The organism is Mesorhizobium sp. M1169, from assembly GCF_040318345.1.
Classification (GTDB): Bacteria; Pseudomonadota; Alphaproteobacteria; order Rhizobiales; family Rhizobiaceae; genus Mesorhizobium.
In genome coordinates this window covers 24,627-46,970 of record NZ_JAMYME010000010.1, presented here as the reverse complement: position 1 = coordinate 46,970, position 22,344 = coordinate 24,627, and the positions used below count along the sequence as shown (strand labels likewise).

22 protein-coding genes are annotated in these 22,344 nt (G+C 62.3%); 11 read left to right on the top strand and 11 right to left on the bottom strand.

The genetic code is table 11. The annotated features are described in order from the left end of the window. The first annotated feature begins 300 nt into the window (after positions 1 to 300). On the top strand, positions 301 to 948 hold the full coding sequence (locus tag NKH41_RS12750) for a dihydrofolate reductase family protein (RefSeq protein ID WP_352472020.1): 648 nt from the start codon (positions 301 to 303) through the stop codon (positions 946 to 948). A 48-nt stretch (positions 949 to 996) separates the two neighbouring features. Here NKH41_RS12750 and ppk2 read toward each other — a convergent pair whose 3' ends face one another. Next, positions 997 to 1,917, bottom strand: coding sequence for a polyphosphate kinase 2 (gene ppk2, locus NKH41_RS12745; RefSeq protein ID WP_352472021.1), 921 nt, complete (start codon positions 1,915 to 1,917; stop codon positions 997 to 999). A gap of 280 nt (positions 1,918 to 2,197) precedes the next feature. Between ppk2 and NKH41_RS12740 the strand changes: the two genes are divergently transcribed. Both NKH41_RS12740 and NKH41_RS12735 read left to right on the top strand, forming a co-directional pair. Continuing rightward, on the top strand, positions 2,198 to 3,241 hold the full coding sequence (locus NKH41_RS12740) for an aldo/keto reductase (protein WP_352932765.1): 1,044 nt from the start codon (positions 2,198 to 2,200) through the stop codon (positions 3,239 to 3,241). A 113-nt stretch (positions 3,242 to 3,354) separates the two neighbouring features. Further along, a complete protein-coding gene (locus NKH41_RS12735) occupies positions 3,355 to 3,513 on the top strand; it encodes a hypothetical protein (protein WP_254817539.1) in 159 nt (52 codons plus the stop codon). Positions 3,514 to 3,564: 51 nt separating this feature from the next. On the opposite strand, the gene NKH41_RS12730 is transcribed toward NKH41_RS12735, so the two are convergent. Beyond that, a complete protein-coding gene (locus NKH41_RS12730) occupies positions 3,565 to 3,822 on the bottom strand; it encodes a DUF982 domain-containing protein (RefSeq protein ID WP_023674477.1) in 258 nt (85 codons plus the stop codon). Between the two features lie 96 nt (positions 3,823 to 3,918). Next, entirely contained in the window at positions 3,919 to 4,581 is a 663-nt protein-coding gene (locus tag NKH41_RS12725) for a GntR family transcriptional regulator (protein ID WP_352472024.1), read from the bottom strand. Between the two features lie 196 nt (positions 4,582 to 4,777). Between NKH41_RS12725 and NKH41_RS12720 the strand changes: the two genes are divergently transcribed. Both NKH41_RS12720 and NKH41_RS12715 read left to right on the top strand, forming a co-directional pair. Further along, positions 4,778 to 6,028 (top strand): multidrug efflux MFS transporter, encoded by a 1,251-nt coding sequence (locus NKH41_RS12720; protein ID WP_352501505.1) that lies wholly within the window; start codon positions 4,778 to 4,780, stop codon positions 6,026 to 6,028. 53 nt (positions 6,029 to 6,081) lie between these two features. After that, a complete protein-coding gene (locus NKH41_RS12715) occupies positions 6,082 to 6,450 on the top strand; it encodes a DUF423 domain-containing protein (protein WP_352542399.1) in 369 nt (122 codons plus the stop codon). 26 nt (positions 6,451 to 6,476) lie between these two features. Here the strand turns inward: NKH41_RS12715 and NKH41_RS12710 are convergent, their stop codons facing one another. Together NKH41_RS12710 and NKH41_RS12705 are read right to left on the bottom strand one after the other, a co-directional pair. Next, positions 6,477 to 6,620, bottom strand: a complete 144-nt coding sequence (locus tag NKH41_RS12710; protein ID WP_352472029.1) for a hypothetical protein — start codon at positions 6,618 to 6,620, stop codon at positions 6,477 to 6,479. Positions 6,621 to 6,677: 57 nt separating this feature from the next. Beyond that, positions 6,678 to 6,821: a hypothetical protein gene (locus tag NKH41_RS12705; RefSeq protein WP_352472030.1), complete on the bottom strand. Its 144-nt coding sequence runs from the start codon at positions 6,819 to 6,821 to the stop codon at positions 6,678 to 6,680. Positions 6,822 to 6,984: 163 nt separating this feature from the next. On the opposite strand from NKH41_RS12705, the gene NKH41_RS12700 reads away from it, so the two are divergent. Next, positions 6,985 to 8,067, top strand: a complete 1,083-nt coding sequence (locus tag NKH41_RS12700) for a LacI family DNA-binding transcriptional regulator (RefSeq protein WP_352501502.1) — start codon at positions 6,985 to 6,987, stop codon at positions 8,065 to 8,067. A gap of 23 nt (positions 8,068 to 8,090) precedes the next feature. On the opposite strand, the gene NKH41_RS12695 is transcribed toward NKH41_RS12700, so the two are convergent. After that, the gene (locus NKH41_RS12695; protein ID WP_352501501.1) at positions 8,091 to 9,266 is read right to left on the bottom strand and encodes an OpgC family protein; all 1,176 of its coding nucleotides are present in this window, start codon (positions 9,264 to 9,266) and stop codon (positions 8,091 to 8,093) included. A 215-nt stretch (positions 9,267 to 9,481) separates the two neighbouring features. On the opposite strand from NKH41_RS12695, the gene NKH41_RS12690 reads away from it, so the two are divergent. Beyond that, entirely contained in the window at positions 9,482 to 10,156 is a 675-nt protein-coding gene (locus NKH41_RS12690) for an alpha/beta hydrolase (protein ID WP_352501500.1), read from the top strand. A gap of 9 nt (positions 10,157 to 10,165) precedes the next feature. Here the strand turns inward: NKH41_RS12690 and sthA are convergent, their stop codons facing one another. After that, complete coding sequence (gene sthA, locus NKH41_RS12685) at positions 10,166 to 11,554, bottom strand: Si-specific NAD(P)(+) transhydrogenase (RefSeq protein ID WP_352472033.1); 1,389 nt, start codon at positions 11,552 to 11,554, stop codon at positions 10,166 to 10,168. Positions 11,555 to 11,765: 211 nt separating this feature from the next. On the opposite strand from sthA, the gene NKH41_RS12680 reads away from it, so the two are divergent. From NKH41_RS12680 to NKH41_RS12670, 3 genes are all read left to right on the top strand, one after another. Beyond that, positions 11,766 to 12,236, top strand: coding sequence for an RDD family protein (locus tag NKH41_RS12680; RefSeq protein WP_352649947.1), 471 nt, complete (start codon positions 11,766 to 11,768; stop codon positions 12,234 to 12,236). A 138-nt stretch (positions 12,237 to 12,374) separates the two neighbouring features. Further along, positions 12,375 to 13,139, top strand: coding sequence for an arginyltransferase (locus tag NKH41_RS12675; RefSeq protein WP_023717252.1), 765 nt, complete (start codon positions 12,375 to 12,377; stop codon positions 13,137 to 13,139). A 122-nt stretch (positions 13,140 to 13,261) separates the two neighbouring features. After that, the gene (locus tag NKH41_RS12670) at positions 13,262 to 14,158 is read left to right on the top strand and encodes a DMT family transporter (RefSeq protein WP_352472036.1); all 897 of its coding nucleotides are present in this window, start codon (positions 13,262 to 13,264) and stop codon (positions 14,156 to 14,158) included. On the opposite strand, the gene NKH41_RS12665 is transcribed toward NKH41_RS12670, so the two are convergent. After that, positions 14,146 to 15,366, bottom strand: a complete 1,221-nt coding sequence (locus NKH41_RS12665; RefSeq protein ID WP_352542394.1) for an AI-2E family transporter — start codon at positions 15,364 to 15,366, stop codon at positions 14,146 to 14,148. The genes NKH41_RS12670 and NKH41_RS12665 overlap by 13 nt on opposite strands. Positions 15,367 to 15,615: 249 nt before the next feature. Continuing rightward, the gene (gene parC, locus NKH41_RS12660) at positions 15,616 to 17,868 is read right to left on the bottom strand and encodes a DNA topoisomerase IV subunit A (RefSeq protein WP_352682070.1); all 2,253 of its coding nucleotides are present in this window, start codon (positions 17,866 to 17,868) and stop codon (positions 15,616 to 15,618) included. 360 nt (positions 17,869 to 18,228) lie between these two features. On the opposite strand from parC, the gene NKH41_RS12655 reads away from it, so the two are divergent. Then, positions 18,229 to 19,422 (top strand): aq_1923 C-terminal domain, encoded by a 1,194-nt coding sequence (locus NKH41_RS12655; protein ID WP_352932759.1) that lies wholly within the window; start codon positions 18,229 to 18,231, stop codon positions 19,420 to 19,422. Positions 19,423 to 19,502: 80 nt separating this feature from the next. On the opposite strand, the gene aspS is transcribed toward NKH41_RS12655, so the two are convergent. Beyond that, positions 19,503 to 21,293: an aspartate--tRNA ligase gene (aspS, locus tag NKH41_RS12650; protein ID WP_352932920.1), complete on the bottom strand. Its 1,791-nt coding sequence runs from the start codon at positions 21,291 to 21,293 to the stop codon at positions 19,503 to 19,505. A gap of 214 nt (positions 21,294 to 21,507) precedes the next feature. Then, a complete protein-coding gene (locus NKH41_RS12645) occupies positions 21,508 to 22,332 on the bottom strand; it encodes a carbohydrate ABC transporter permease (protein WP_352932756.1) in 825 nt (274 codons plus the stop codon). Positions 22,333 to 22,344: the final 12 nt, after the last annotated feature.

Sequence of the window (22,344 nt, the reverse complement as noted above, 5' to 3'; positions counted from 1 at the left end):
TTGCCCTGCCCGGTATTTCTCCCCGTAAAGTGGCAGGGAGAAAGACGCGTTCGTAAAAGATTTTACCAATCTCCAGCGTTGCAAAAACATCGACGTTGCGGCCGGCCCCTTCTCCCCGTCACTATACAGGGAGAAGCTGCCGGCAGGCGGATGACGGGCGGCGCCGACATTGAGATTGGTTATTCCAACATGATTTGGAAGCGATTGCTCCGCCAGCAAAAATACCGCTTGCAAAATGCAATCAGTTAAGCTACCCCGATAACTGCTTGCATGTCACAATTGGTTATCGAGGAGGCTCTCATGTCCAAGCTTCGCGTCAGCGCTTTCACCCTGTCGATCGACGGCTTCGGCGCCGGTCCCGACCAAGACCTGAAGAACCCGCTGGGTGTTGGCGGAGAAGCCCTGCACGAATGGATGTTCGGCACCCGCACCTTCCGCAAGATGGTCCTCGGCAAGGATGGCGGGACCACGGACACCGACGAGGCGTTCGCGGCACGCAGCTTCGAAAATGTCGGCGCATGGATCCTCGGCCGCAACATGTTTGGGCCGATCCGCGGCGAATGGCCGGATGACAGCTGGAAAGGCTGGTGGGGTGACAACCCACCCTACCACGTGCCGGTCTTCGTGCTCACGCACCATGCGCGTGATCCTATTGTCATGGAGGGCGGCACGACCTTCTATTTCGTGACCGACGGCATCCACTCAGCGCTGGAGAAGGCGAAGGCAGTGGCTGACGGTAAGGATGTACGGCTGGGCGGCGGCGTTTCTACGATCCGGCAATATCTCAAGGAAAAGCTCATCGACGAAATGCATCTGGCGATCTCACCGGTCCTGCTAGGCGCCGGCGAGAGCCTTTTTGCCGGCATCGACATGCCCAAGCTCGGCTATCGCTGCAGCGAGCAGGTCGCGACGCCGAAGGCCACGCATGTCATCATCGAGCGCACCTAGCTTGTTGCAGGGTGCCGCCATGGAGCGGCGCCCTCCTCGCCGCTTTAGTCAGTACTTCTCCGGCACATACAGTTCGCGCGGCAGTACCTGGCGCTCGTATTCGGGATTGAAGACGCGCTCCGGCAGTGTGATCTCCTCGTGCGGCACCTCCTCATAGGGCATCTGCTTGAGGAGATGGTCGATGCAGTTCAGCCGTGCCCGTTTCTTGTCGTTGCCCTCGACGATGAACCACGGGGCTTCCGGGATATTGGTGCGGGCGAACGTTTCTTCCTTGGCCTTGGTGTACTGCTCCCAGCGCACGCGCGACTGGAGGTCCATCGGCGACAGTTTCCATTGCTTCATCGGGTCATGGATGCGCATCAAAAAGCGCATCTGCTGCTCTTCGTCGGTGATCGAAAACCAGTATTTGACAAGCGTAATGCCTGAGCGGACCAGCATGCGTTCGAAATCCGGAACGTCGCGGAAGAACTCCTCGACCTGATCCGGCTGGGCAAAGCCCATTACCCGCTCGACGCCGGAGCGGTTGTACCAGGAGCGGTCGAACAGCACGATCTCGCCGCCGGCCGGCAGATGCGGAACGTAGCGCTGGAAATACCATTGCGACTTCTCGCGCTCGGTCGGCGCCGGAAGTGCTGCGACGCGGCAGATGCGCGGATTAAGCCTCTGGGTGATGCGCTTGATAACACCACCCTTGCCCGCCGAGTCGCGGCCCTCGAAAACCACGACGAGCTTCTTCTTGTGATAGGCGACCCAGGACTGCAGCTTGATCAACTCGGATTGCAGCGTGATGAGATCGCGAAAATACTGCAGGCGGTCGATCGATGGCGGATGTGCATTCTTGTAGATCTTGGCGATCTCCATCGACAGCGCCGGCTCCGAGATTTCCAGCTCATAGTCTTCATCCAGCGTGTCGGCGAGTTCCGCTTCCAGCCAGTCCCTGGCCGGGGAATTCTGTTTTATCTCGGTCATTTACGCTGCTCCGCTTACAGGCCTTGCCGGCCGCTGTCAGGCGCTCTGCCGCCCGGCCCGGCGGCCGGAAATCGAAGCGCTGGACCGATGTTAGTATAGGCCGGCAATGACGGTTTTATTGCAGCCACTACTGAGCTGGCTGTGCGTTTCAATCCGCAAGATGTGATCGAGCTTGCCCTGCGGAACGGGCGACAAGCGGAACGAATTATCCTACAAATAGCTGGTTCATTGAGGGCTGTCGTCTGCAACGCCCTTTCCCGATAAATTGTGAGGATACGACATGGAATACCGCACTCTCGGCCGTTCCGGGCTGAAGGTTTCAACGCTGACCATGGGCACCATGACGTTCGGCGGCGGCGGCGCGTTTTCGGCGGTCGGCAAGACCGACCTCGACGAGGCGCGCCGGATGATCGACCTTTGCATCGATGCCGGCGTCAATGTCATCGACACCGCCAACGTCTATTCGAACGGCGTGTCGGAAGAGATCATCGGCGAGGCGCTCGGCGGCAAACGCAAGGGCGACGTGCTGATCGCCTCCAAGGCGCGCATGCGGATCGGCAAAGGCCCCAATGATGAAGGCCTGTCGCGCTACCATCTGATCCGCGAATGCGAGAGGAGCCTGAAGCGGCTCAGGACGGATGTCATCGACATCTATTTCCTGCACGAGTGGGATGGCCTGACACCGCTTGAGGCAACCATCGCCGCGCTCGACACGCTGGTCGCGCAGGGCAAGGTCCGTTATGTCGGCTGCTCCAATTATTCCGGCTGGCAAGTGATGAAGGGGCTGGGGATCAGCGACCGTCATCACCAGCCGCGCTTCGTCACCCAGCAGATCCATTACACGTTGGAAGCGCGCGAGGCCGAGTATGAATTGTTGCCGATCTCGGTCGACCAGGGGCTCGGCGTGCTGGTCTGGAGCCCGCTTGCCGGCGGGTTGCTGTCCGGCAAATACCACCGTGACCAGCCGACCGCCCGCCAGCTCAGCGGCTGGTCGGAACCGCCGATCCGCGACGAGGACCGGCTGTGGCGGATCGTCGACACGCTGATCGATATCGGCAATAATCACGGCGTGTCGGCGGCGCAGGTGGCGCTTGCCTGGCTGCTCGGCCGGCCCGCTGTCAGTTCGCTGGTGATCGGCGGACGAACCGAAGCCCATTTCAAAGACAATATCGCCGCTGCAAGCCTTGTGCTTGCCGATGAGGAGCGCACACGGCTCGATGTGGTCAGCAGGCCGCCCGTGCTCTATCCCTACTGGCACCAGCAATTCACGGCAAAGGACCGGTTCGGGCCGGCCGATCTCGTTCTCGACCGCGACGGCGCCTGAAAAGCCGGGCTCTCCGGACTGCGCCGAGATATGGAGCCCGATCGTGCCTTGCGGTGTTGTGTTTGCGGTCCAATGCTCCTAGGCAAAGGCCAAGCACAACGAAAGGAAACGATATGGCACGAGCACCGAACTACGGTCAGGAACGCAAGGAACGCGACCGGCAGAAGGCTGCCAAGAAGGCGGAAAAGCAGGCTGCCAAGGTCGCAGCCAAGGAGCGATCGAAGCCCGAGGGCGAGAGCGAGTCCCAAACCAAAACCGAAACGGCAGAGTGATGATATCCGGGCTGCCAGGCGGGCCGGGCCTCGGTCAAATCCCGCTATGCCTCAGGCAGGCGCCTTGTCGCTGACGAAGACGTTCACTTCACGAGCGGCGGCAATGAAGGCCCGTCTTGCGTTCATGGCCGGCTTGTCGCCGGCCAGCGCATCATGACAGGCTTGCAACGCTTCGCGGTGCTTGGGGCTGCGCTTGCCGGGCCAATTGTTGAGGAGGTAGTCGGAAGCCTCGCGGGCCGTACGCAAGAGCTGATTGCTTCCCGCCGCGCCCTTGACGGTCACGGGTGTGTCAAATCGGTTGTTTTCCATCGCCGCTCTTACGCCATCGGCATTTGCGAAGCGAGACCGAAAGTAGCATTCTTCGCTCATCTGCTCTTTTCGTGATCAATGGCAGCCGATCCTCACTCAAGCGACGACGGCAAATCCCCGGGCGCGCAGGCCGCGCCGGTCGTTGCGCAGCGAGGTCACCAGCCGGTCGCGGCTGCCGATGATATGGGCCGAAAGCAGGCGGGCGGCGGTATCGGCATCGCCGGCCCGCACCGCCGACAGAATGGCATGGTGTTCGGCCCAGGCGCGGCCGAGCGCTGCCTCGTCGCGAACCTCGAGCCAGCGGGCGCGCGACAGGCGCGTCATCGCATCGCGAACCGCTCTGAACAGGAACTCGTTGCCTGACAGGCGTGCCAGCTCGATATGAAAATCCCTGCCGACGCGATGCCATTCCTCGCGCGGCGTCTTGTCGTCGCAAGAATCGAGCATCGCCTCGATGATTTCGACGGCACTTCTGTCCTGCAAGGTGCAAGTCAGCCTGACTGCCGCGACCTCGACCGCCTCGCGATAGACGGCGATCTGCTCCAGCTCGGCAAGATTGATTGGCGAGACCGTCCAGCCGCGGCCGTCGCGGCAGATCAGGCCTTCTGTCTCGAGCCGCAGCAACGCAGCCCTGACCGGCGTGCGCGAGGCGCCGAAGCGGCTTTCGACCCAGCGCTCCGTCAGCCGCTCGCCGGGACCAATCTCGAGCCCGAGGATCATCTCGCGAAGCTGCTTTTCGACGTTCTGCATCTGCGACATTGGCGTTCCGTTCAGGTCATTCGTTCCGGCAATCGGGTCACTGGCCGGCGTTGGCCGATCACGCCGGCCTTTGTCGATCATGTTTGAGAGGCCCGCATTGACAGCGACGGGGCTTGCGTTCATGACAGATACCAGGTTGGTATCCCAGATTGGTATCCACAGCAAGTTTCATGCAAGCTGACCGGACAGGACAGACATGCCGCAAGACGCCAACCGCGCCACGCACAACGTCCACTGGCGCCGCAATCTCGCCGTGTGTTTTGCCGGCTCGTTCAGCACGCTTGTAGCGATGACGCTGCTGTTGCCCTTCCTGCCGCTTTACGTCGAGCAGCTGGGCGCAGAGGGCCATGCGGCGATCGTGCAGTGGTCGGGCGTCGCCTACGGCGCCACCTTCCTTGCCGCCGCGCTGGTCGCGCCCCTGTGGGGGCGGCTAGGCGACCGTTACGGCCGCAAACTGATGCTGGTGCGCGCCAGTTGCGGCATGGCGCTGTGCATGTCGCTGACCGGCATGGTGCAGACTGTCTGGCAATTGGTGCTCTTGCGCCTGCTGATCGGCTTTGCCGGCGGCTATTCTTCGGGCTCGACCATCCTGGTTGCCATGCAGACGCCGAAGGATCGCTCCGGCTGGGCGCTGGGCGTTCTGTCGGCCGGTATCACCGCCGGTGCCCTGGTCGGTCCGCTGCTTGGCGGCGCGCTGCCGCCGCTGATTGGCATACGCGCCACATTCCTGCTCGCCGGCGGCGTCATTTTCCTGGCTTTTCTGGCAACCACCTTGCTGATCAAGGAGGCGCCTCGCCCGGTTGCCGCCAAGGCCGCGTCAGAAGAAAAAGTGAAGGACAGCTGGTCGCAGATTCCCGACAAGCGCCCCGTCGTCGCCATGCTGGCGACCGGCATGCTGTTGAGTTTCGCCACCATGTCGATCGAGCCGATCATCACCGTCTATGTCCAGCAGCTCATCGAAGATCAGTGCCAGGTCACGCTGGTCTCCGGCATCGTCATGTCAGCGGCAGCGCTCGGCGCCATCCTGTCGGCGTCGCGGCTCGGCAATCTCGCCGACCGTATCGGCCACTGGAACGTCATCGTTGCCGCACTCGCCGTCTCGGCGCTGCTGCTGATCCCGCAGGCCTTCGTTACCCAGGGCTGGCAACTCGTCGGCCTGCGTTTCCTGATGGGCCTAGCGCTTGGCGGTCTTTTGCCCTGCATCACCAGCGTCATCCGCCACAATGTGCCCGACGGGGTCGGTGGCAATGTGCTGGGCTTGTCGATCTCGGCGCAATATGTCGGGCAGGTCGCCGGACCGTTGCTCGGCGGCTTTGCCGGCGGCCATTTCGGTATGCGCTCGGTGTTTCTCGGCACATCCATTCTGATGGCGGGCGGAGCGGCCTATAACTGGCTGGTCCAGTCGCGCCGCGAGCGCGACATGCTGGCGGAAGCCGGCAAATCCTGACACGGTTCGCAGCACTATCTCAGGCGGTCGCCAGGAATCACGGAGGCGTGGACATGAGCACGGATGAACACGCGGCAGGCGGCCGCATTCTGGTTTTTGCCGGCGGCCTATGCGGCGCGGCTGGCGTGGCGCTTTCGGCGGCGGCGGCGCATCTCGGCGGCGCTTTGGTCGGTACGGCCGCATCCTTCCTGCTCTTGCATGCGCCGGTCTTCCTTGCCGTCGGGCTGCTCGGTGGCAATAGCATCCTGCGAACCGGAAGCCTCATCCTTCTCGTCGGGCTTCTGCTGTTCTCGGGAGATCTTTTGGCCCGCGACTTCCTTGGCTCGCGGCTGTTCCCGATGTCGGCGCCGATCGGCGGCACGTTGCTCATCGGCGGCTGGCTGATGATGGCCGCCTCGGCGCTGGTGCGGCCGCGCCCTTGACGCGGCAGCCGGGTTCGCCGGTTCTGTCAGTCTTGGCGACGTTCGGGCCGGACTTGGCCGTCGCGTTTGGCCGTTTTGACCACACGCCGCCGCTCCGGCCGTTCGGTGGCCGGCGATATGCCCCAATAATTGCGATAGATGTCTTCGAACAGATGCTTGATCGGGTGCATGGCTTAATCTCCTTTTTGAATCGATCCAATCAGCGGGCACAAAAAATAGGCCGCCGATCAGCTCCGCTTGCGTCCTACGAGGAAACGCAGGTCGCGAATCCACGGACCGGTCCTGTCGCGCCCCTTGCGGGCCTCCGCGCTCGAGCGGATGCTCCAGTCGTTCCGGTAAATGTCCTCGAACAGATAATTGACGGGGTGCATGGCACTCTCCTCTTGTATCGATCCAATGTGCGGGCAAAACCGCTCTTGGATCGATTCAAGAATATGCGTCACAGCATAAATGTCAAGCAAAAATTTGAATCGATCCAAGGAAGATGTTAGGTAATCGGCACTACTGTCGGACAGGAGTCCTGGAGACGAACAAATGACATCACCCACCGAGGGCAGCAGGAGGCCCATCCGGCTGGCGGACATCGCCAAAGCCGCGGGCGTATCGCACGGCACTGCCTCCAATGCCTTCAGCCGTCCCGAAATCGTGCGCGAGGAAGTCCGCGAGCGGGTCAAGGCGGCGGCCGAGGCGCTGGGCTACGCCGGCCCGGATCCCAAGGGCCGGCTGCTGCGCGCCGGCAAGGTCAATGCAATCGGCGTCGCCACAACCGAGCCGCTGTCCTATTTCTTCGACGACCCGTTTGCCCGCGTGATGATGGCCGGCATCTCGGAAGCCTGCGACGCCACCGGCGCGGGGATAGCCCTCGTGTCGGCTGGCAACGAGGAAAAACTTGCCTGGAATATCCAGAGCGCCCTCGTGGATGGCTTCATCCTTTTCTGCATCGAGGGCGGTCCGCGTCTCGTTGAGCTGACGCGCGAACGAAAGCTCCCCTTCGTCGCGCTCGAGCTCGGCTCGCAGGACGAGACGGTCTCGGCGATCAGTATCGACAATGTTGCCGGCGGCCGGCTCGCGGCGCGCCATCTGGCGGAACTTGGACATCGCCGCTTCGCCGTGCTGTCGCTGGCCTTCGCCGACGACAGCACCGGTCTTGTCTCGCCCGAGCAGGTCCGGACCGCGGTCTATACCGGAACCCGTGACCGCCTCCTCGGCTATTTCGAAGAGCTTTCCCGGTTTGGTGTCGACACCGCCAAGGTGCCGGTCTACGAGACGGAAAACGATAAGGCGAGCACAAGGGCCGGTGTCGAAACCATCTTCGCCTCGGCGGAACCGCCGACCGCCATCCTGGCGATGTCGGACCGGATCGCGATGGTGGCATTGGAATGGCTCAACGCACGGGGCATCGCGGTTCCCCGCGATGTTTCCGTTGTCGGCTTCGACGGCGTGCCTGAAGCCGCAACTTGCGAGCCTCCGCTCACCACCATCGCCCAGCCGATCGCCGAGATCGGCCGCCGGGCAGCGCGAAGAATCCTCGACTTCGACGGCACCGTGCGGCGAGAAACGCTCGACGTCGAACTTGTCGTCAGGGCATCGTCCGGACCGCCGCCAAGTACAGGCTGACTGGGGCAGATCGGCTCCAAATCTTACCTATTGGCCGCCATGGGACCGATGCCAAAGGATGGACGGACAGGCGGCGCCTCGTTGCGGACCGGCTTGCCCTTGCCGGACCAGCCGATGGCGGACAGCCACTCTAGATAGAAGGCGAGCGCGAACTGCATGGCGATGCCGGCGGCGAGCAGCAGACTGTCATAGGCAATGCCGCCCGGGTTGATCAGCTTCATCACCTGCGCCGCCATGGCAATCACCGTGCCGGCAATGAAAACCGGCAGCGAGCGTTTGCCCAATATGGCGAGCGGATTGTCGCGGCCGGTGCGGAACAGGTTCGAGACGAAGGGCAAGGCGACGACCAGATAGCTCATCGCCAGGATGTGCAGCAGCCGCGGCAACGACAGGAACGTCTTGTCGAAACCGGTCAGCACCACCGGCAGGTCAAGCCATGACACATGCCCCCATAGCGGGCTGTGCACCCAGACGAGCGCCGTCAGCACATAAGCGGCCGCCGCGCCGACCAGCCAACGATTGACCGGGATGGTGCCGCCGCGCCGCACATGCAACACGCTGGCCATGCCGATATTGAACAGCAATTGCCATGACAGCGGATTGAGGAACCAGAAACCGGGCTCCGGGTAGTTCGGCGGCGCGATCTGGTAGATACCGGCAATCAGCCAAAGGGCTGCGGATACGGCAAGCGCCGCCAGCGGCCTGTAGCTGATGAACAGCAGGAAGGCCGGCGCCATCAACAGCAGGGCCGCATAGACCGGCAGTATGTTGTTGTAACCGAGCTGATGGCCGAGCGTGACGATGCCGACGAGGACTTGCGGCGGGTTCCTGACGAGCGGCTCGATGTTGATCAGGGTCAGAAGGTCCGGCCGTTTCGCAAACACCGCCGCTGCGCAGAAGATAGCCATGACCACCATCGTCGTGACGATGTGGGTGACATAGAGCACGCCGGCGCGGCGCCACATCTTCAGCGTTGCGACCAGCCGGTTTCCCGGCTGGAATTTGGTGCCGTAGGCAAGAGCGACGGACATGCCGGAGATCAGCACGAAGGCCTCGGCCGCATCCGAAAACCCGAAATTCTTGTAGGTCAGGGTTTCGAAAACGGTGCCCGGCACGTGGTCGATGAATATGGTCAGGAGGGCGAGAGCCCGGAACACGTCAATACGCGTATCGCGTTCCGGCGAAACTGGCATGGTCATCGATAAAAGGCCTTAAAGCTGGTTGTTTATGCCCGGCATGCGATCACTCGGGCGACCACCCGGCGCACACTGCTTCGATCCCCCCGCGGGGATTATATGGGCAAAGAAACGGACTGAAATGCGCCCGGTTCAATCAACTTTCGCGGAGCTTGAAAATATTTCGTTTTGAAGCCGGCAAATTAACGAAAGTAACGCGAAATCAAAAGGATGTGACTATGGCCGAGGAGAGCCTCGAAGACGGTATTCTGCAGGAAAATTCAGGCTTTTTCTACCGGCTCCTTCGACCCGCCAACTTACCCGGTGACTGGCTGTTCCTGTTGCATGGATCGGGTGTCGACGAGACGACCTTGCTGCCGCTTGGTCGGCAAATCGCGCCGCATGCTGTGCTGGTTGCGGTCCGTGGCCGCATTCCTCAGGAGGACGGGTTCCGTTGGTTCACGCGAATCACCCCGACGCGATTCGAGCAGGCAAGCATCCGCGCGGAGGCGGAGGCATTCGCGGGCTTCGTCGCCGGCGTCGCGAAGCGCCACAGCCTCGATCTCCGTCGCGCGACCTTTCTCGGTTATTCGAACGGCGCCAATTTGGTTTCAAGCGTCATGCTGCTGCATCCGGGCCTCATCGAGCGCGCCGCATTGCTGCGTCCGATGCCGGTGCTCGACGAGGTGCCGCCGGCCGACCTGTCGAAGGCGCGGGCGCTGATCATCGCCGGCGCCGCCGACCTGACCTACGTGCCATTCGCGCCGGTGCTGGCCGCTCTACTGAACTCGCATGGCGCCAAGGTCGAGGCCCACACCGTCGCCTCCGGCCATGAAATTGGCGATCCGGACGCCGACATCGTCAGGCAATGGCTGGCGGATCCTGCGGTCGCCGTTGCAGCGTCGGATCGATGAGCCCCGAAGCTACCCTCGCCCCATGCGGTTCCAGGCGTCCAGCCCGGCGATCTTGTAGGCTTCCGCCAGCGTCGGGTAGTTGAAGGTGTTGTTGACGAAGAAGTCGACTGTGCCGCCGAGATTGATGACCGCCTGGCCGATGTGGATGAGTTCGGTCGCGCCCTCGCCGACAATATGGGCGCCGAGCAGACGGCGTGTTTCGATCGAGAACAGAAGCTTCAGGAAACCGGTGTTGACACCCATGATGTGGCCGCGCGATGTCTCGCGGAACCGCGCCACGCCGACCTCGTAGGCGGCACCACTCTCGCGCACCTGCTCCTCGGATTGCCCGACGGTGGAGATTTCCGGCACGGCGTAGATGCCGTAGGGAAAGGTTTCGGGCGGGGGCGGCAAGGGCACGCCGAAGGCATGGCAGGCGGCCACCCTGCCCTGCTCCATCGAGGTCGATGCCAGGCTCGGAAAGCCGATGACATCGCCGGCGGCATAGATGTTGGGCGCGCTGGTCTGGAAGGTCTGCGGATCGACCTTGATGCGGCCTCGCGAATCAGCCTCGATGCCGACGGCGTCGAGCCCTAAATTGCCGACATTGCCGGTGCGTCCCGCGGCATAAAGCACGATCTCGGAACGTATGGTGCGGCCGTCGGCCAGCGTCACCTCAGCATAGTCGGGTTTCGAGGCGATCTCCTTGACGGCACTGCCCAATCGGATGGTCATGCCGCGGTCGCGCATCTGATGGATGAAGTCGTCGACGATCTCGCGGTCGACGAAATCCAACATCGTGTTGCGCGGCTCGACCAGTGTCACCGGAACGTCGAGTGCCGAAAAGATTGTCGCATATTCGACGCCGATGACGCCGGCGCCGATCACCGTCAGCGTGCGCGGTAGCCGATCGAGCTCCAGCATCTCGTCGCTGTCGAAGATCCGTGTCTTGTCGAACGGCACGTCGCGCGGCCGGTGCGGCCGGGTGCCGACCGCGATCAGCGCATGGGCGAAGCCAACCTCGCTGTAGTCGCCGGTGTCGGTGGTCAGGCTGACCTTGTTGGGGCCCAGGAATTTTACCGCGGCGCGCGCACTCTTGACCGTGTTGCGCATGAACTGGTGCTGCAGCACCTCGACCTCATGGTCGAGCGTCTTGTGCAGGCGCTCGACCAGATCGCCGACCGAAATGTCCTGCTTGACGCGGTAGCCGCGTCCATAAAAGCCGCGCTCGCGCCAGCCGGAGAGGTTGAGCACCGTCTCGCGCAACGTCTTCGACGGTATAGTGCCGGTATGCACCGAAACGCCGCCGAGACGCCGGCCCCTGTCGACCACCAGCACCGACTTGCCGAGCTTGGCCGACTGCACCGCGGCGCGGCGCCCGGATGGGCCGCTGCCGATGACCAGCATGTCGTAGTCCATGTCGCCCCGTCCCCTCGGCTCGGCGCGCTTTGTGCGCCGCAGCAAACTAACGCTATCCGCGCCGTGAATTCAACAAGTCAGACGGCCCCAGGCGCTCTGTCGCCATCTACACGGCGGCGAAAGGCTCGATCTTGATTCCGCCGCGAACCTTCACCATTTCATCAACAAGCGGCCCCGTGCATTAACCCGGGTTCGATTACGAGGAAATGACATGAACGCTCGCGTGCTCGACGGCGAAATCATCACCAACAGGCTCGAAGATATCAGCGCCTATGAGGGCGTGCGCACGCGGCGCATTCTCGCCTTCGTCATCGATTATTTCATCGTGGCGCTGCTCACCATTCCATTCGCGATCCTGGTGTTCCTGTTCGGGCTGTTGACGCTCGGCCTCGGCTGGATGCTGTTTTCCATTCTCGTGCCGGCCGTCGCCATCCTCTACATCTGGAACACGCTCGGCAGTAAAGACCAGGCCACCACCGGCATGAAGATAATGGGCATCCGGCTCGACCGACTCGACGGCAGCCCCATCGACGGGCTGACCGCCGTCGTGCATTCGGTGCTGTTTTGGGCCGGCAATGTCATCCTTTCGCCGCTGGTCCTACTGGTGAGCCTGTTTTCCGATCGCAAGCGCACGCTGCACGACCTGCTGCTCGGCACCGTCGTCAGCCGCAGCGGCCGCTGAGCAGACTTTTGAAGCGCGGCCGCAGCCTTTGCGCACAAATGTGAAGACGTCCAATCAACCAGGCTTTCACAATCCTGTTGAATTTTTCGGCGTCCGCGCCAAAGGTAGAGCGATTCGCAGGAGTGTTTCCAAGGCTCGATGACGCAGCACCCGACCCAGTCGCCGCAGTTCTTTCTGACCGCGCCCTCGCCATGTCCCTATCTCGAGGGCCAGTTCGAGCGCAAGGTGTTCACACACCTGGTCGGCGACAAGGCCCCGGAGATGAACGATCTGCTGACGCAGGGTGGATTCAGGCGGTCGCAGAACATCGCTTACAGGCCGGCTTGCGAGACCTGCCGCGCCTGTGTGTCGGTGCGCATCCTGGCGCAGGAATTCACCGCCAGCCGAAACATGAAACGCGTCATACAGCATAATTCGGATCTGGTCGGCGCCATGCACGACGCCGAGCCCTCCACCGAGCAGTATTCGCTGTTTCGCAGCTATCTCGACGCCCGCCACCGCCGTGGCGGCATGTCCGACATGACCGTGCTCGACTACGCCATGATGGTCGAGGATACCCATGTCGACACCAAGGTCATCGAATACCGTCGCCGCGGACCCGACAGCTTCATCACCGGCAAGGGCCAGGGCGAGCTGATCGCCGTGGCGCTCACCGACAAGATGGCCGATGGCCTGTCGATGGTCTATTCCTACTTCAACCCGGACTTCGAGGACCGCTCGCTCGGCACCTTCATGATCCTCGATCACATCGCCCGCGCCAGGGCGATGGGCCTGCCCCATGTCTACCTGGGTTACTGGGTCAACGGCTCGCGCAAGATGAATTATAAGATGCGCTTCCAGCCGCAGGAGCATCTCGGCCCGAAAGGCTGGGAACGCTACAATCACGAAGCGGTTTCGCGCTGATCTTCGCTTTCGGTATTCACTCTTAAATTGTTTCGAGGAGGATGCCGCTGGGCTTCCGGCCGATCGGCTGGGAAACCGGGCGGGTCAATTTTGCGCCGCCAAGCCTACGCGAGAATTGCCGCATGTCTTCCCACAACGACCACCAGAGAGGCCTTCTGATCACCGCCATCGGCGGGCTGACGCTGACCGTCGACATTCCGCTGATCCGGCTCGCCGACGGCGAGGCGTGGACGATCCTGCTGTTGCGCACCGGCACGACCTTCGTCGCCACGCTTATCATCTGGGCCGCCTGGCGATCGCTGAGCGCAAAGGCACCGCAGCTTGTACCGGGCTGGTCAGGGCTCATCGTTGCCGGCCTCTACGGGCTCGGCTCGATCGCCTTCATCACCGGTGTCTACAATACCTCGACAGCCAACCTCGTTTTCATCCTGGCGTTCACAACCATGTTCGCGGCCCTTTTGTCATGGCTGTTCCTGAAGGAGAGGCCACGGCCCCTGACGCTTGCAGCGCTGGCACTTATGATCGTCGGCGTGACGATCATTGTCGGCGATTCCGTTGGAACCGGACATCTCTTCGGCGACCTGATGGCGCTATGCTCGGCTTTCATGATCGCCGCGGCCATCACCATCTCGCGCGCCAGCGGCAAGGATATGGGTTTCACGGCGCTGATCGGAGTGGTCCTGCCGCTGGCCGTCGCCACCCTGATGGTTTCCAAGGTGGGTTTTCACGTCAACGCGCCATGGTGGATCGTCTTCAACGGTGCCGTCATCATGCCGATCTCGTTCTTCTGCCTCGCCAACGGCCCGAAATACATCTCCGGGCCGGAGGTGGCGATGTTCTACCTGCTTGAAACCGTGCTGGCGCCGGTCTGGGTGTGGATGATCTTCGCCGAAACACCGACGCGCAACAGCCTGATCGGCGGCGCGATCCTCATCATGACCTTGATCGGCCATTCGCTCTGGCAGTTGCACGACGGGCGCAAGCGCCGCGCCACGTTCGCCGTCAGTCACCCGGCCTGATTCTTTTTCGCGGCGGCGCGTTCGGCAACAATTTCAATCTGCGGCGGTGCATCTTCCTGCTCCGCCGGTTCGGCGGCAGCGAGTTCATCGGTCAGTTCCACCTCGCGCAGCCATTCGCGCCAGATTGCGACCAGCAGGGCCATCAGCACCGGGCCGATGAACAGGCCGAGAAAACCCATTGTCTTGACGCCGCCGATCAGGCCGAAAAAGGTTGGCAGGAAGGGCAGCTTTATCGGCCCGCCGACCAGCTTCGGGCGCAATGTCTTGTCGACGATGAAGAGCTCGACCGCGCCCCAGACGAACAGCGCCAGCCCGGCCATCGGCGAGCCGCTGGCGGCGAGATAGATCGAGACCAGCGTGAACGACAGCGGCGCGCCGCCGGGGATAAGCGCCATGATGCCGGTCAGCGCGCCGAGCGTCACCGGCGACGGTACGCCGGCCAACCAGTAAGCGATGCCCAGCACCAGTCCTTCGCCGATGGCGATAACGGTCATACCGGTAACCGTCGACGAGATCGTCGCCGGCACCACGCGTGAGATCCGTTCCCATCTGGCCGGCAGGATGCGTTCGCCGAGGCGATCGACCTGCCCGGCGAAATGCTCGCCGTCGCGATAGGCAAAGAACAATGCGATCATCATGAACAGCAGCGTCAGCAAAAGTCCGAAGGCGCTGCCGCCGGCGGCAAGCGCGCCGCGATAGATGCTGCCGATATTGGCGCCGCTGATCAGCTGGATCAGTTCGCCGATACCGCCTGGATGGCCAACGTTGACCGTCCACTGTTCATTGAGCCATTCGCCTACTACAGGCAGCGTGGCGATCCAGTGCGGCGTCGGCGCGCCGTAGCGGTTGGTCTCGATAGCCCAGCCGACCCATTCGCGCACCTCGTTGATGGCGTAGGTGCCGGCAAGCGCGATCGGCACCACCAGGAATGTCAGGATGAACAGGATCGCAAGCGTAGCGGCAATCGTGCGGTTGCCGCCGACGCCTGCGAGCAGCCGCCGATAGAGCGGCCAACTGGCGAAAGCGATAACCAGGGCGGCAAGGACCGGGAACAGGAAGCCGTGGAAAAAATATACGCCGGCGGCGACGATCAGCACCAGGAGCCAGCGCGCCGCCGACAGCGGCGGAATGACAGCGGCCCTGAGCGGCGTCGACAGGCCAAACAGACGCTGTTGCCGCTCCGGCTTCTGGATCCTGATTTCCTTCAAGCGCCCAATTCTCCCTAGCCCATCGCATCGCTTATGCACTGATATAGTGCAGCAATCGTCACGACATTCCAAATGTTCGGGTGGCGCTGCTAATCTCCCCCCTTGAGGGGGAGATGTCGCCGAAGGCGACAGAGGGGGTCGGGACGTCCTGACGCGACCTTACCACGAACAAAGCAGGCTGGCGCTTCATGCGCGGGGACCCCCTCTGGCCTGCCGGCCATCTCCCCCTCGAGGGGGGAGATTACCGCTTCACCCGAACTTGCCAGTCCTCGGGAAACCCTTCGGCACCATGCGGCCGGCCGAGGCGCGGGCGCCGATCCATTCGGCAAGCTCGTCACGCGATTTGGTGAAGGTGCGGTCTGCCGAATCCTGCCAGGACAGGCCGCTTGCCAGCGTGAAGGTCTTGAGGTCGAGGACACCGCCATCCTTGTATTTCTGCAGGCGCACGCCCTTGCCGCGTCCCATCTCGGGGATCTCGGCCAGCGGGAACACCAGCATCTTGCGGTTCTCGCCGACAATGGCGAGATGGTCGCCGGCGACGCTCACACAGCGCTGGGCTTCGTCGGGCGCCTTGACGTTCATCACCTGCTTGCCCTTGCGGGTGTTGGCGACGACTTCTTCTTCCGGCACGATGAAACCGTTGCCGTCATGCGACACCAGCAGCAGCTTGCGCTTGGGATCATGGACGAAAGCGGTGACGATATCCTGGTCGTTGTCCATGTCGACGATGATGCGGATCGGCTCGCCGTGGCCACGCCCACCCGGCAGCCGGTCGGCGCCGATCGTGTAGAACTTGCCGCCGGTGGTGAAGACCAGCACCTTGTCGGTCGTCTGGGCGTGGAAGGCGAGCTTGAGGCTGTCGCCTTCCTTGAAGGTCAGGGCCGAATGGTCGGTCAGATGACCTTTCATGGCCCTCAGCCAGCCCTTTTCCGAAACGACCACGGTGACCGGCTCGCGCTCGATCATGGCGTGGGCGATATCGGTCAGGTCATGCTCGGGTGCGTCGGCGAACTCGGTGCGGCGCTTGCCGATCTCGGTGTCGGGCCCGTATTTCTGGCGAACATTGGCGACTTCCCACTTGATCGTCGCCCACTGCTTGGCGTCGGACGCAAGCAGTGCCTCGATCTGCTTCTTCTCGCCGGTCAGGCCATTGAATTCCTCGCGGATTTCGAATTCCTCGAGCTTGCGCAGCGCTCTCAGCCGCATGTTGAGGATGGCTTCAGCCTGGGTGTCGGTCAGCGACCAGCGCACCATCATCACCTGCTTGGGCTCGTCCTCCTCGCGGATGATCCTGATCACCTCGTCGATGTTGAGGTAGGCGATCAAATAGCCGGCGAGGATCTCCAGCCGCCTTTCGATCTCGCCGAGGCGGTGCTTGGAGCGGCGGATCAGGACGTCGCGGCGGTGCTCCAGCCATTCCTTGAGCACACCTTTCAGCGACAGCACGTTCGGCACCTTGCCGCGCGACAACACGTTCATGTTGAGCGGAAAGCGGCTTTCGAGCTCGGTCAGCTTGAACAGCGATTCCATCATGATGCCGGGATCGACCGAGCGGCTCTTCGGCACCAGCACGACGCGGATGTCCTCAGCGCTCTCGTCGCGGATATCCTCGAGCAACGGAAGCTTGCGCGCCATCAAGAGCTCGGCGATCTTTTCGATCAGTCTGGCCTTCTGGACGCCGTAAGGGATTTCGGTGACGACTATGTTCCAGGTGCCCCTGCCCTGGTCCTCCTGGCTCCACTTCGCCCTGACGCGAAAGCCGCCGCGACCCGTTTCGTAGGCTTCGAGGATCGAGGCTCGGCTGTCGACGATGATGCCGCCGGTCGGGAAATCCGGACCTTGCACGAAATCCATCAGCTTGGTGACGGGCGCATCCGGATGATCGATCAGGTGAAGCGCGGCGTCGCAGAGCTCGGCCGCATTGTGCGGCGGGATCGAGGTCGCCATGCCGACGGCGATGCCGGACGAGCCGTTGGCGAGCAGGTTCGGGAAGGCGCCGGGCAGCACGGCCGGCTCCTCGTCTTCCTCGTTGTAGGTCGGGCGGAAATCGACGGCGTCCTCGGTGATGCCTTCCAGCAGCAGCGTCGACACTTCGGTCATGCGCGCTTCGGTGTAGCGCATGGCGGCGGCGTTATCGCCGTCGATATTGCCGAAATTGCCCTGCCCGTCGACCAGCGGGTAGCGCATCGAAAAATCCTGCGCCAACCGCACCAACGCGTCGTAGATCGACTGGTCGCCATGCGGATGGAATTTGCCCATCACCTCGCCGACGATGCGGGCGCATTTGGCAAAACCCTGGTCGGGGTTGAGCCGCAACAGGCGCATGGCATGCATGATGCGACGATGCACCGGCTTCAATCCGTCGCGCACGTCCGGCAGCGCCCGGTGCATGATGGTCGACAGCGCGTAGGCGAGATAGCGCTCTTCCAGCGCCTTCTTCAGATCGACCGGCTCGATATTGTCGCCGCCGCCACTCTCGGGCGGCAAAAGCCTTTTTCCCATGGGCTGGCACTAGCCGAGCGGGTGATTCGCGGCAAGAGGCACACCGGTATGCGTGCTCCTAAAGCGCATCGCGTTCGACCGGCCCATGCGACGCTTTAGGCCCTTGTTTTGATGCATGTCGTTACCGCAAAACCGTTGCGCGACATCCATTATGCAACAGGATTGGAAGCGTCGCGACGCCGGCCAACATCAATCCGTTACATCCTGCTTCTATCGCAAGGCTGATGGATCGGGTTTGCCTTTGGCCGCGATTTTCGACCATTGTGCCGAGGCCCGCCTTTTTCCGGTCCAGTTCGTCACCGAATGGTGACGACGCGACGATTTGAAAAGAATTTCAGGACACTCTCAGGGGAGCTCTCGATGACGATCAGACACTCGACACTTATTAAGAGACTGGCTTTTTCGACCTTTTTGCTGACGCTGCCGCTGAATGCGGCGTTCGCGCAGGATACCGCGGTCGCCGACCGGCTGAAGGCTGCCCTCGCCGCGCAGGGTGTCGACCTCTCCTGGACCGGAGTAACCGGCGACACCTCCAGCATGGTTCTGCAAGGCGTAGCGGTCAAACCGGCGGCCGAAAAGGAGGCGCTCAAGATCGGCGACGTCAAGCTCGAAGGTGTGACCGAAGCCAGTGGCGGCTATCAAATCGCGACCGTATCGACGTCGCCGTTCGAACACAGCGAAGATGGCGTCACGCTCAATCTCAGCCCCTTCGTCATCCACGACATGACGGTTCCGGCCGAAGGCGCAACCGGTCCGCTGGGCTCGCTGATGATGTACAAATCGGCCGAGCTCGACAACATGACAGTCAAAGTGGCTGACAAAACTGCTTTCTCGATGGACGGGCTTGCCATCGCAATCACGCCGCCGGCCGACGGCAAGGCCATGGCGTTTTCCGGCACTACGGAAAAATTCGCTGCCGACCTGACCCTGGTCGAAGATCCGAAATCCAAGGAAGTCATCAACGCACTCGGCTACCAGAACATAACAGGCAATCTTGAGATGGGAGGCACCTGGCAGCCTACCGACGGCAGGATGGACTTGTCGAAATACGAAATATCGGTCGACAATGCCGGCACGCTCGGCATGACCTTCGATCTCGGCGGCTACACGCTGGACGTCATCAAATCACTGCAGGAGATGCAGAAGAAGATGGCGGCGCAGCCCGAAGGCGCCGACAATTCGGCGCAAGGCATGGCCATGCTCGGGCTGCTGCAGCAGCTTTCGTTCAACAGCGCCTCGATCCGCTTCGACGACGATTCGTTGACCAAAAAGGTGCTCGATTATGCCGGCAAGCAGCAAGGCATGTCCGGCAAGGACATCGCCAACCAGGCCAAGGCGATCGTGCCCTTCGGCATGGCGCAGCTCAACAATCCGGAACTGACCGCGCAGGTTTCGGCCGCGGTCAACAAGTTCCTCGACGATCCGCAAAGCATCGAGGTCTCGGCCGAGCCGCCGGCAGCGGTGCCGTTCGCGCTGATCATGGCGGGCGCCATGTCCAACCCGCTCGACCTGCCGAAAACGCTCGGCGTGACGGTTACGGCAAACGAAGACTGACCGAGACAGGCTTCAAGCAAAAAGCCCGGCAGCGATGCCGGGCTTTTTTATGAATCAACAGCACCGGTTCGGAGCGTTTTTTAAACCTCTTTCTTCGTCGCCACCACGCGCAGCGACAATTCGCGAAGCTGCTGCGGGCTGGCTTCCGACGGCGCGCTCATCAACAGGTCGTAGGCCTGCTGGTTCATCGGGAACATAGTCACTTCGCGCAGGTTCCTGGCGCCGACCAGAAGCATGACGACGCGGTCGATGCCGGCCGCCATGCCGCCATGCGGCGGCGCGCCATACTGGAAGGCGCGATAAAGGCCGCCGAAGCGCTCTTCGACCGTCGCGCGGTCCAGCCCGACGGTTTCGAACGCCTTGACCATGGTTTCGGGCAGATGGTTGCGGATGCCGCCGGAGGCGATCTCGAAACCGTTACAGACCATGTCGTACTGGAACGCCTTGATGCCGAGCAGATCCTCGCCGTTAAGCGCATCGATGCCGCCTTGTGGCATCGAGAAAGGATTGTGCGCGAAGTCGATCTTCATCTCCTCCTCGTTCCATTCGAAGAACGGGAAGTCGACGATCCAGCACAATTCGAAGCGGTCGCGGTCGACAAGATTGAGCTCCTCGCCGGCGCGGCTGCGCGCCGCTCCCGCGAAGGAGACGAACTTCTTCGGATCACCGGCGACGAAGAAGGCGGCATCGCCATCGGCGAGGCCGAGTTGTTGTCGGATCGCCTCGGTGCGCTCCTCGCCGATGTTCTTGGCCAGCGGCCCGGCGCCTTCAAGCTTCTCGCCCTCCTTGCGCCAGAAGATGTAGCCGAGGCCGGGCTGGCCCTCGCCTTGCGCCCATGAGTTCATGCGGTCGCAGAAGGCGCGCGACCCGCCGGTCTTGGCCGGAATGGCCCAGACCTCGGCCTTCGGATCGTTGGCAAGGATGTTGGCAAATACCTTGAAGCCAGAGCCGCGAAAATGATCCGAGACGGCCTGCATCTCGATCGGGTTACGCAGGTCCGGCTTGTCGGTGCCGTATTTGCGCATGGCGACATCATAGGCAATGCGCGGAAACTTCTCCGTCACCGGCTTGCCGGCGGCAAAGGTCTCGAACACCCCCCGCATCACCGGCTCCATGGTGGTGAACACATCCTCCTGCTCGACGAAGCTCATCTCAACGTCGAGCTGGTAGAATTCACCCGGCAGACGGTCGGCGCGCGGGTCCTCGTCGCGGAAGCACGGCGCAATCTGGAAGTAGCGGTCGAAGCCGGACACCATGATCAGCTGCTTATATATCTGCGGTGCCTGCGGCAGCGCATAGAAAGTGCCGGGGTGGATGCGCGACGGCACCAGAAAGTCGCGCGCCCCTTCCGGCGACGAGGCGGTCAGGATCGGCGTCGAGAATTCGGTGAAGCCGACCTCGCCCATCAGCTTGCGCATCTCGGCGATGATTTTGGTGCGCGCGACGATGTTCTTGTGCAGGGTATCGCGGCGCAGGTCGAGGAAGCGGTATTTGAGGCGGATGTCCTCTGGGTAATCCGGCTCGCCGAAGACCGGCAGGGGCAATTCCCTGGCGGCCGACAGTACCTCGATCTCGCGCGCGAAGACTTCGATCTCGCCGGTTGGCAAATTAGGGTTCACGGTGTCGGCGAGGCGCGCCTTGACCTCGCCGTCGACGCGGACGACCCATTCGCCGCGCAGGGTCTCGGCAATCTTGAAGGCGGGCGAATCCGGATCGGCGACGATCTGGGTCAGGCCGTAATGGTCGCGCAAATCGATGAACAGCAGGCCGCCATGGTCGCGCACGCGATGCACCCAGCCCGACAAGCGAACGGTCGAGCCGACGTCGAGCTTCCTCAATTGGGCACAGGTATGGCTGCGGTAACGATGCATTGTCATTCTTAAAGTCCGGATGTTGGGTTGCGGCCAAGGCATGATGGCCCAGCCTGAAAATTTGCGCGAAAAGCACATGAGAGGGTGCATTTGTCAAGGCAAGCGGCAGCCGGGTCGAGTTCGCGTTCTTCCCGCCCCTTTCCCACCGGCATCAATTTATGCTCGAGGCGTCAATCTGAGTTCGCTGCTCTGTGCCCGCAGTTCAACTATGCACTCACCCCTTCACCCCGCCCGCCGTGAGACCGGAAATGATCTTGCGCTGGAAGATGAGAACGAGGACGACGAGCGGCACGGTGACGATCACCGATGCGGCCATGATGTTGCCCCACGGGATCTCGAACTGCGAGCTGCCGGAGAGCAGCGCGATCGCCACCGGCACGGTTCGCTGCTCGTTGCTGGAAGTAAACGTAAGGGCGAACAGGAACTCGTTCCAAGCGCCGATGAAGGCGAGAAGCCCGGTGGTCGCCAGCGCCGGCCACATGAGCGGCAGGAAGACGCGGCTGATGATGATCCAGGGCGTGGCGCCATCGAGGATCGCCGCTTCCTCCAGCTCGATCGGCAGGTCGCGAACGAAGGCGGTGAGCACCCAGACGGTGAACGGCAAGGTGAAGATCATGTAGGACAAGATCAGCGCGAACGGCGAATTGTAGAGGCCGAAGATGCGGATCAGCTCGAAAAGACCGGCAAGCACCGCCAATTGCGGGAACATCGAAACGGACAGGATAGTGAGGAGCAGAGCCGAGCGACCGCGAAAGCGGATGCGCGCCAGCGCATAGGCAGCGGTGACACCGAGGAACAGCGAAATGACGACAACGGCGCTCGAGATGAACAGCGAGTTCACGAGGTTGCGCAGGAAGGTCCCCTCGGTGAACACGGTCCTGTAATTGCTGAAGATAATCGTCTTCGGCCAATAGTCGATCTGGAAGAGCGCCGTCCCCGATTTCAGGCTGGTGATGATGGCGTAGTAGAACGGGAACACCGCGACGACGACGATAACGGCGACGAGGAGGTAGAAAGCCGTGCGCTTGACGATCCACATGGTCAGTAGTCC

Excerpts from the sequence above, each read along its gene's own strand:
- NKH41_RS12655 (WP_352932759.1), top strand. The coding sequence starts at position 18,229 with ATGACGATCAGACACTCGACACTTATTAAGAGACTGGCTTTTTCGACC.
- NKH41_RS12740 (WP_352932765.1), top strand. The coding sequence starts at position 2,198 with ATGGAATACCGCACTCTCGGCCGTTCCGGGCTGAAGGTTTCAACGCTG.
- NKH41_RS12750 (WP_352472020.1), top strand. The coding sequence starts at position 301 with ATGTCCAAGCTTCGCGTCAGCGCTTTCACCCTGTCGATCGACGGCTTC.
- ppk2 (WP_352472021.1), bottom strand. The coding sequence starts at position 1,917 with ATGACCGAGATAAAACAGAATTCCCCGGCCAGGGACTGGCTGGAAGCG.
- parC (WP_352682070.1), bottom strand. The coding sequence starts at position 17,868 with ATGGGAAAAAGGCTTTTGCCGCCCGAGAGTGGCGGCGGCGACAATATC.
- sthA (WP_352472033.1), bottom strand. The coding sequence starts at position 11,554 with ATGGACTACGACATGCTGGTCATCGGCAGCGGCCCATCCGGGCGCCGC.
- NKH41_RS12675 (WP_023717252.1), top strand. The coding sequence starts at position 12,375 with ATGACGCAGCACCCGACCCAGTCGCCGCAGTTCTTTCTGACCGCGCCC.
- NKH41_RS12695 (WP_352501501.1), bottom strand. The coding sequence starts at position 9,266 with ATGACCATGCCAGTTTCGCCGGAACGCGATACGCGTATTGACGTGTTC.
- NKH41_RS12735 (WP_254817539.1), top strand. The coding sequence starts at position 3,355 with ATGGCACGAGCACCGAACTACGGTCAGGAACGCAAGGAACGCGACCGG.
- NKH41_RS12720 (WP_352501505.1), top strand. The coding sequence starts at position 4,778 with ATGCCGCAAGACGCCAACCGCGCCACGCACAACGTCCACTGGCGCCGC.
- aspS (WP_352932920.1), bottom strand. The coding sequence starts at position 21,293 with ATGCATCGTTACCGCAGCCATACCTGTGCCCAATTGAGGAAGCTCGAC.
- NKH41_RS12715 (WP_352542399.1), top strand. The coding sequence starts at position 6,082 with ATGAGCACGGATGAACACGCGGCAGGCGGCCGCATTCTGGTTTTTGCC.
- NKH41_RS12690 (WP_352501500.1), top strand. The coding sequence starts at position 9,482 with ATGGCCGAGGAGAGCCTCGAAGACGGTATTCTGCAGGAAAATTCAGGC.
- NKH41_RS12645 (WP_352932756.1), bottom strand. The coding sequence starts at position 22,332 with ATGTGGATCGTCAAGCGCACGGCTTTCTACCTCCTCGTCGCCGTTATC.
- NKH41_RS12705 (WP_352472030.1), bottom strand. The coding sequence starts at position 6,821 with ATGCACCCCGTCAATTATCTGTTCGAGGACATTTACCGGAACGACTGG.
- NKH41_RS12730 (WP_023674477.1), bottom strand. The coding sequence starts at position 3,822 with ATGGAAAACAACCGATTTGACACACCCGTGACCGTCAAGGGCGCGGCG.
- NKH41_RS12710 (WP_352472029.1), bottom strand. The coding sequence starts at position 6,620 with ATGCACCCGATCAAGCATCTGTTCGAAGACATCTATCGCAATTATTGG.
- NKH41_RS12670 (WP_352472036.1), top strand. The coding sequence starts at position 13,262 with ATGTCTTCCCACAACGACCACCAGAGAGGCCTTCTGATCACCGCCATC.
- NKH41_RS12680 (WP_352649947.1), top strand. The coding sequence starts at position 11,766 with ATGAACGCTCGCGTGCTCGACGGCGAAATCATCACCAACAGGCTCGAA.
- NKH41_RS12700 (WP_352501502.1), top strand. The coding sequence starts at position 6,985 with ATGACATCACCCACCGAGGGCAGCAGGAGGCCCATCCGGCTGGCGGAC.
- NKH41_RS12725 (WP_352472024.1), bottom strand. The coding sequence starts at position 4,581 with ATGTCGCAGATGCAGAACGTCGAAAAGCAGCTTCGCGAGATGATCCTC.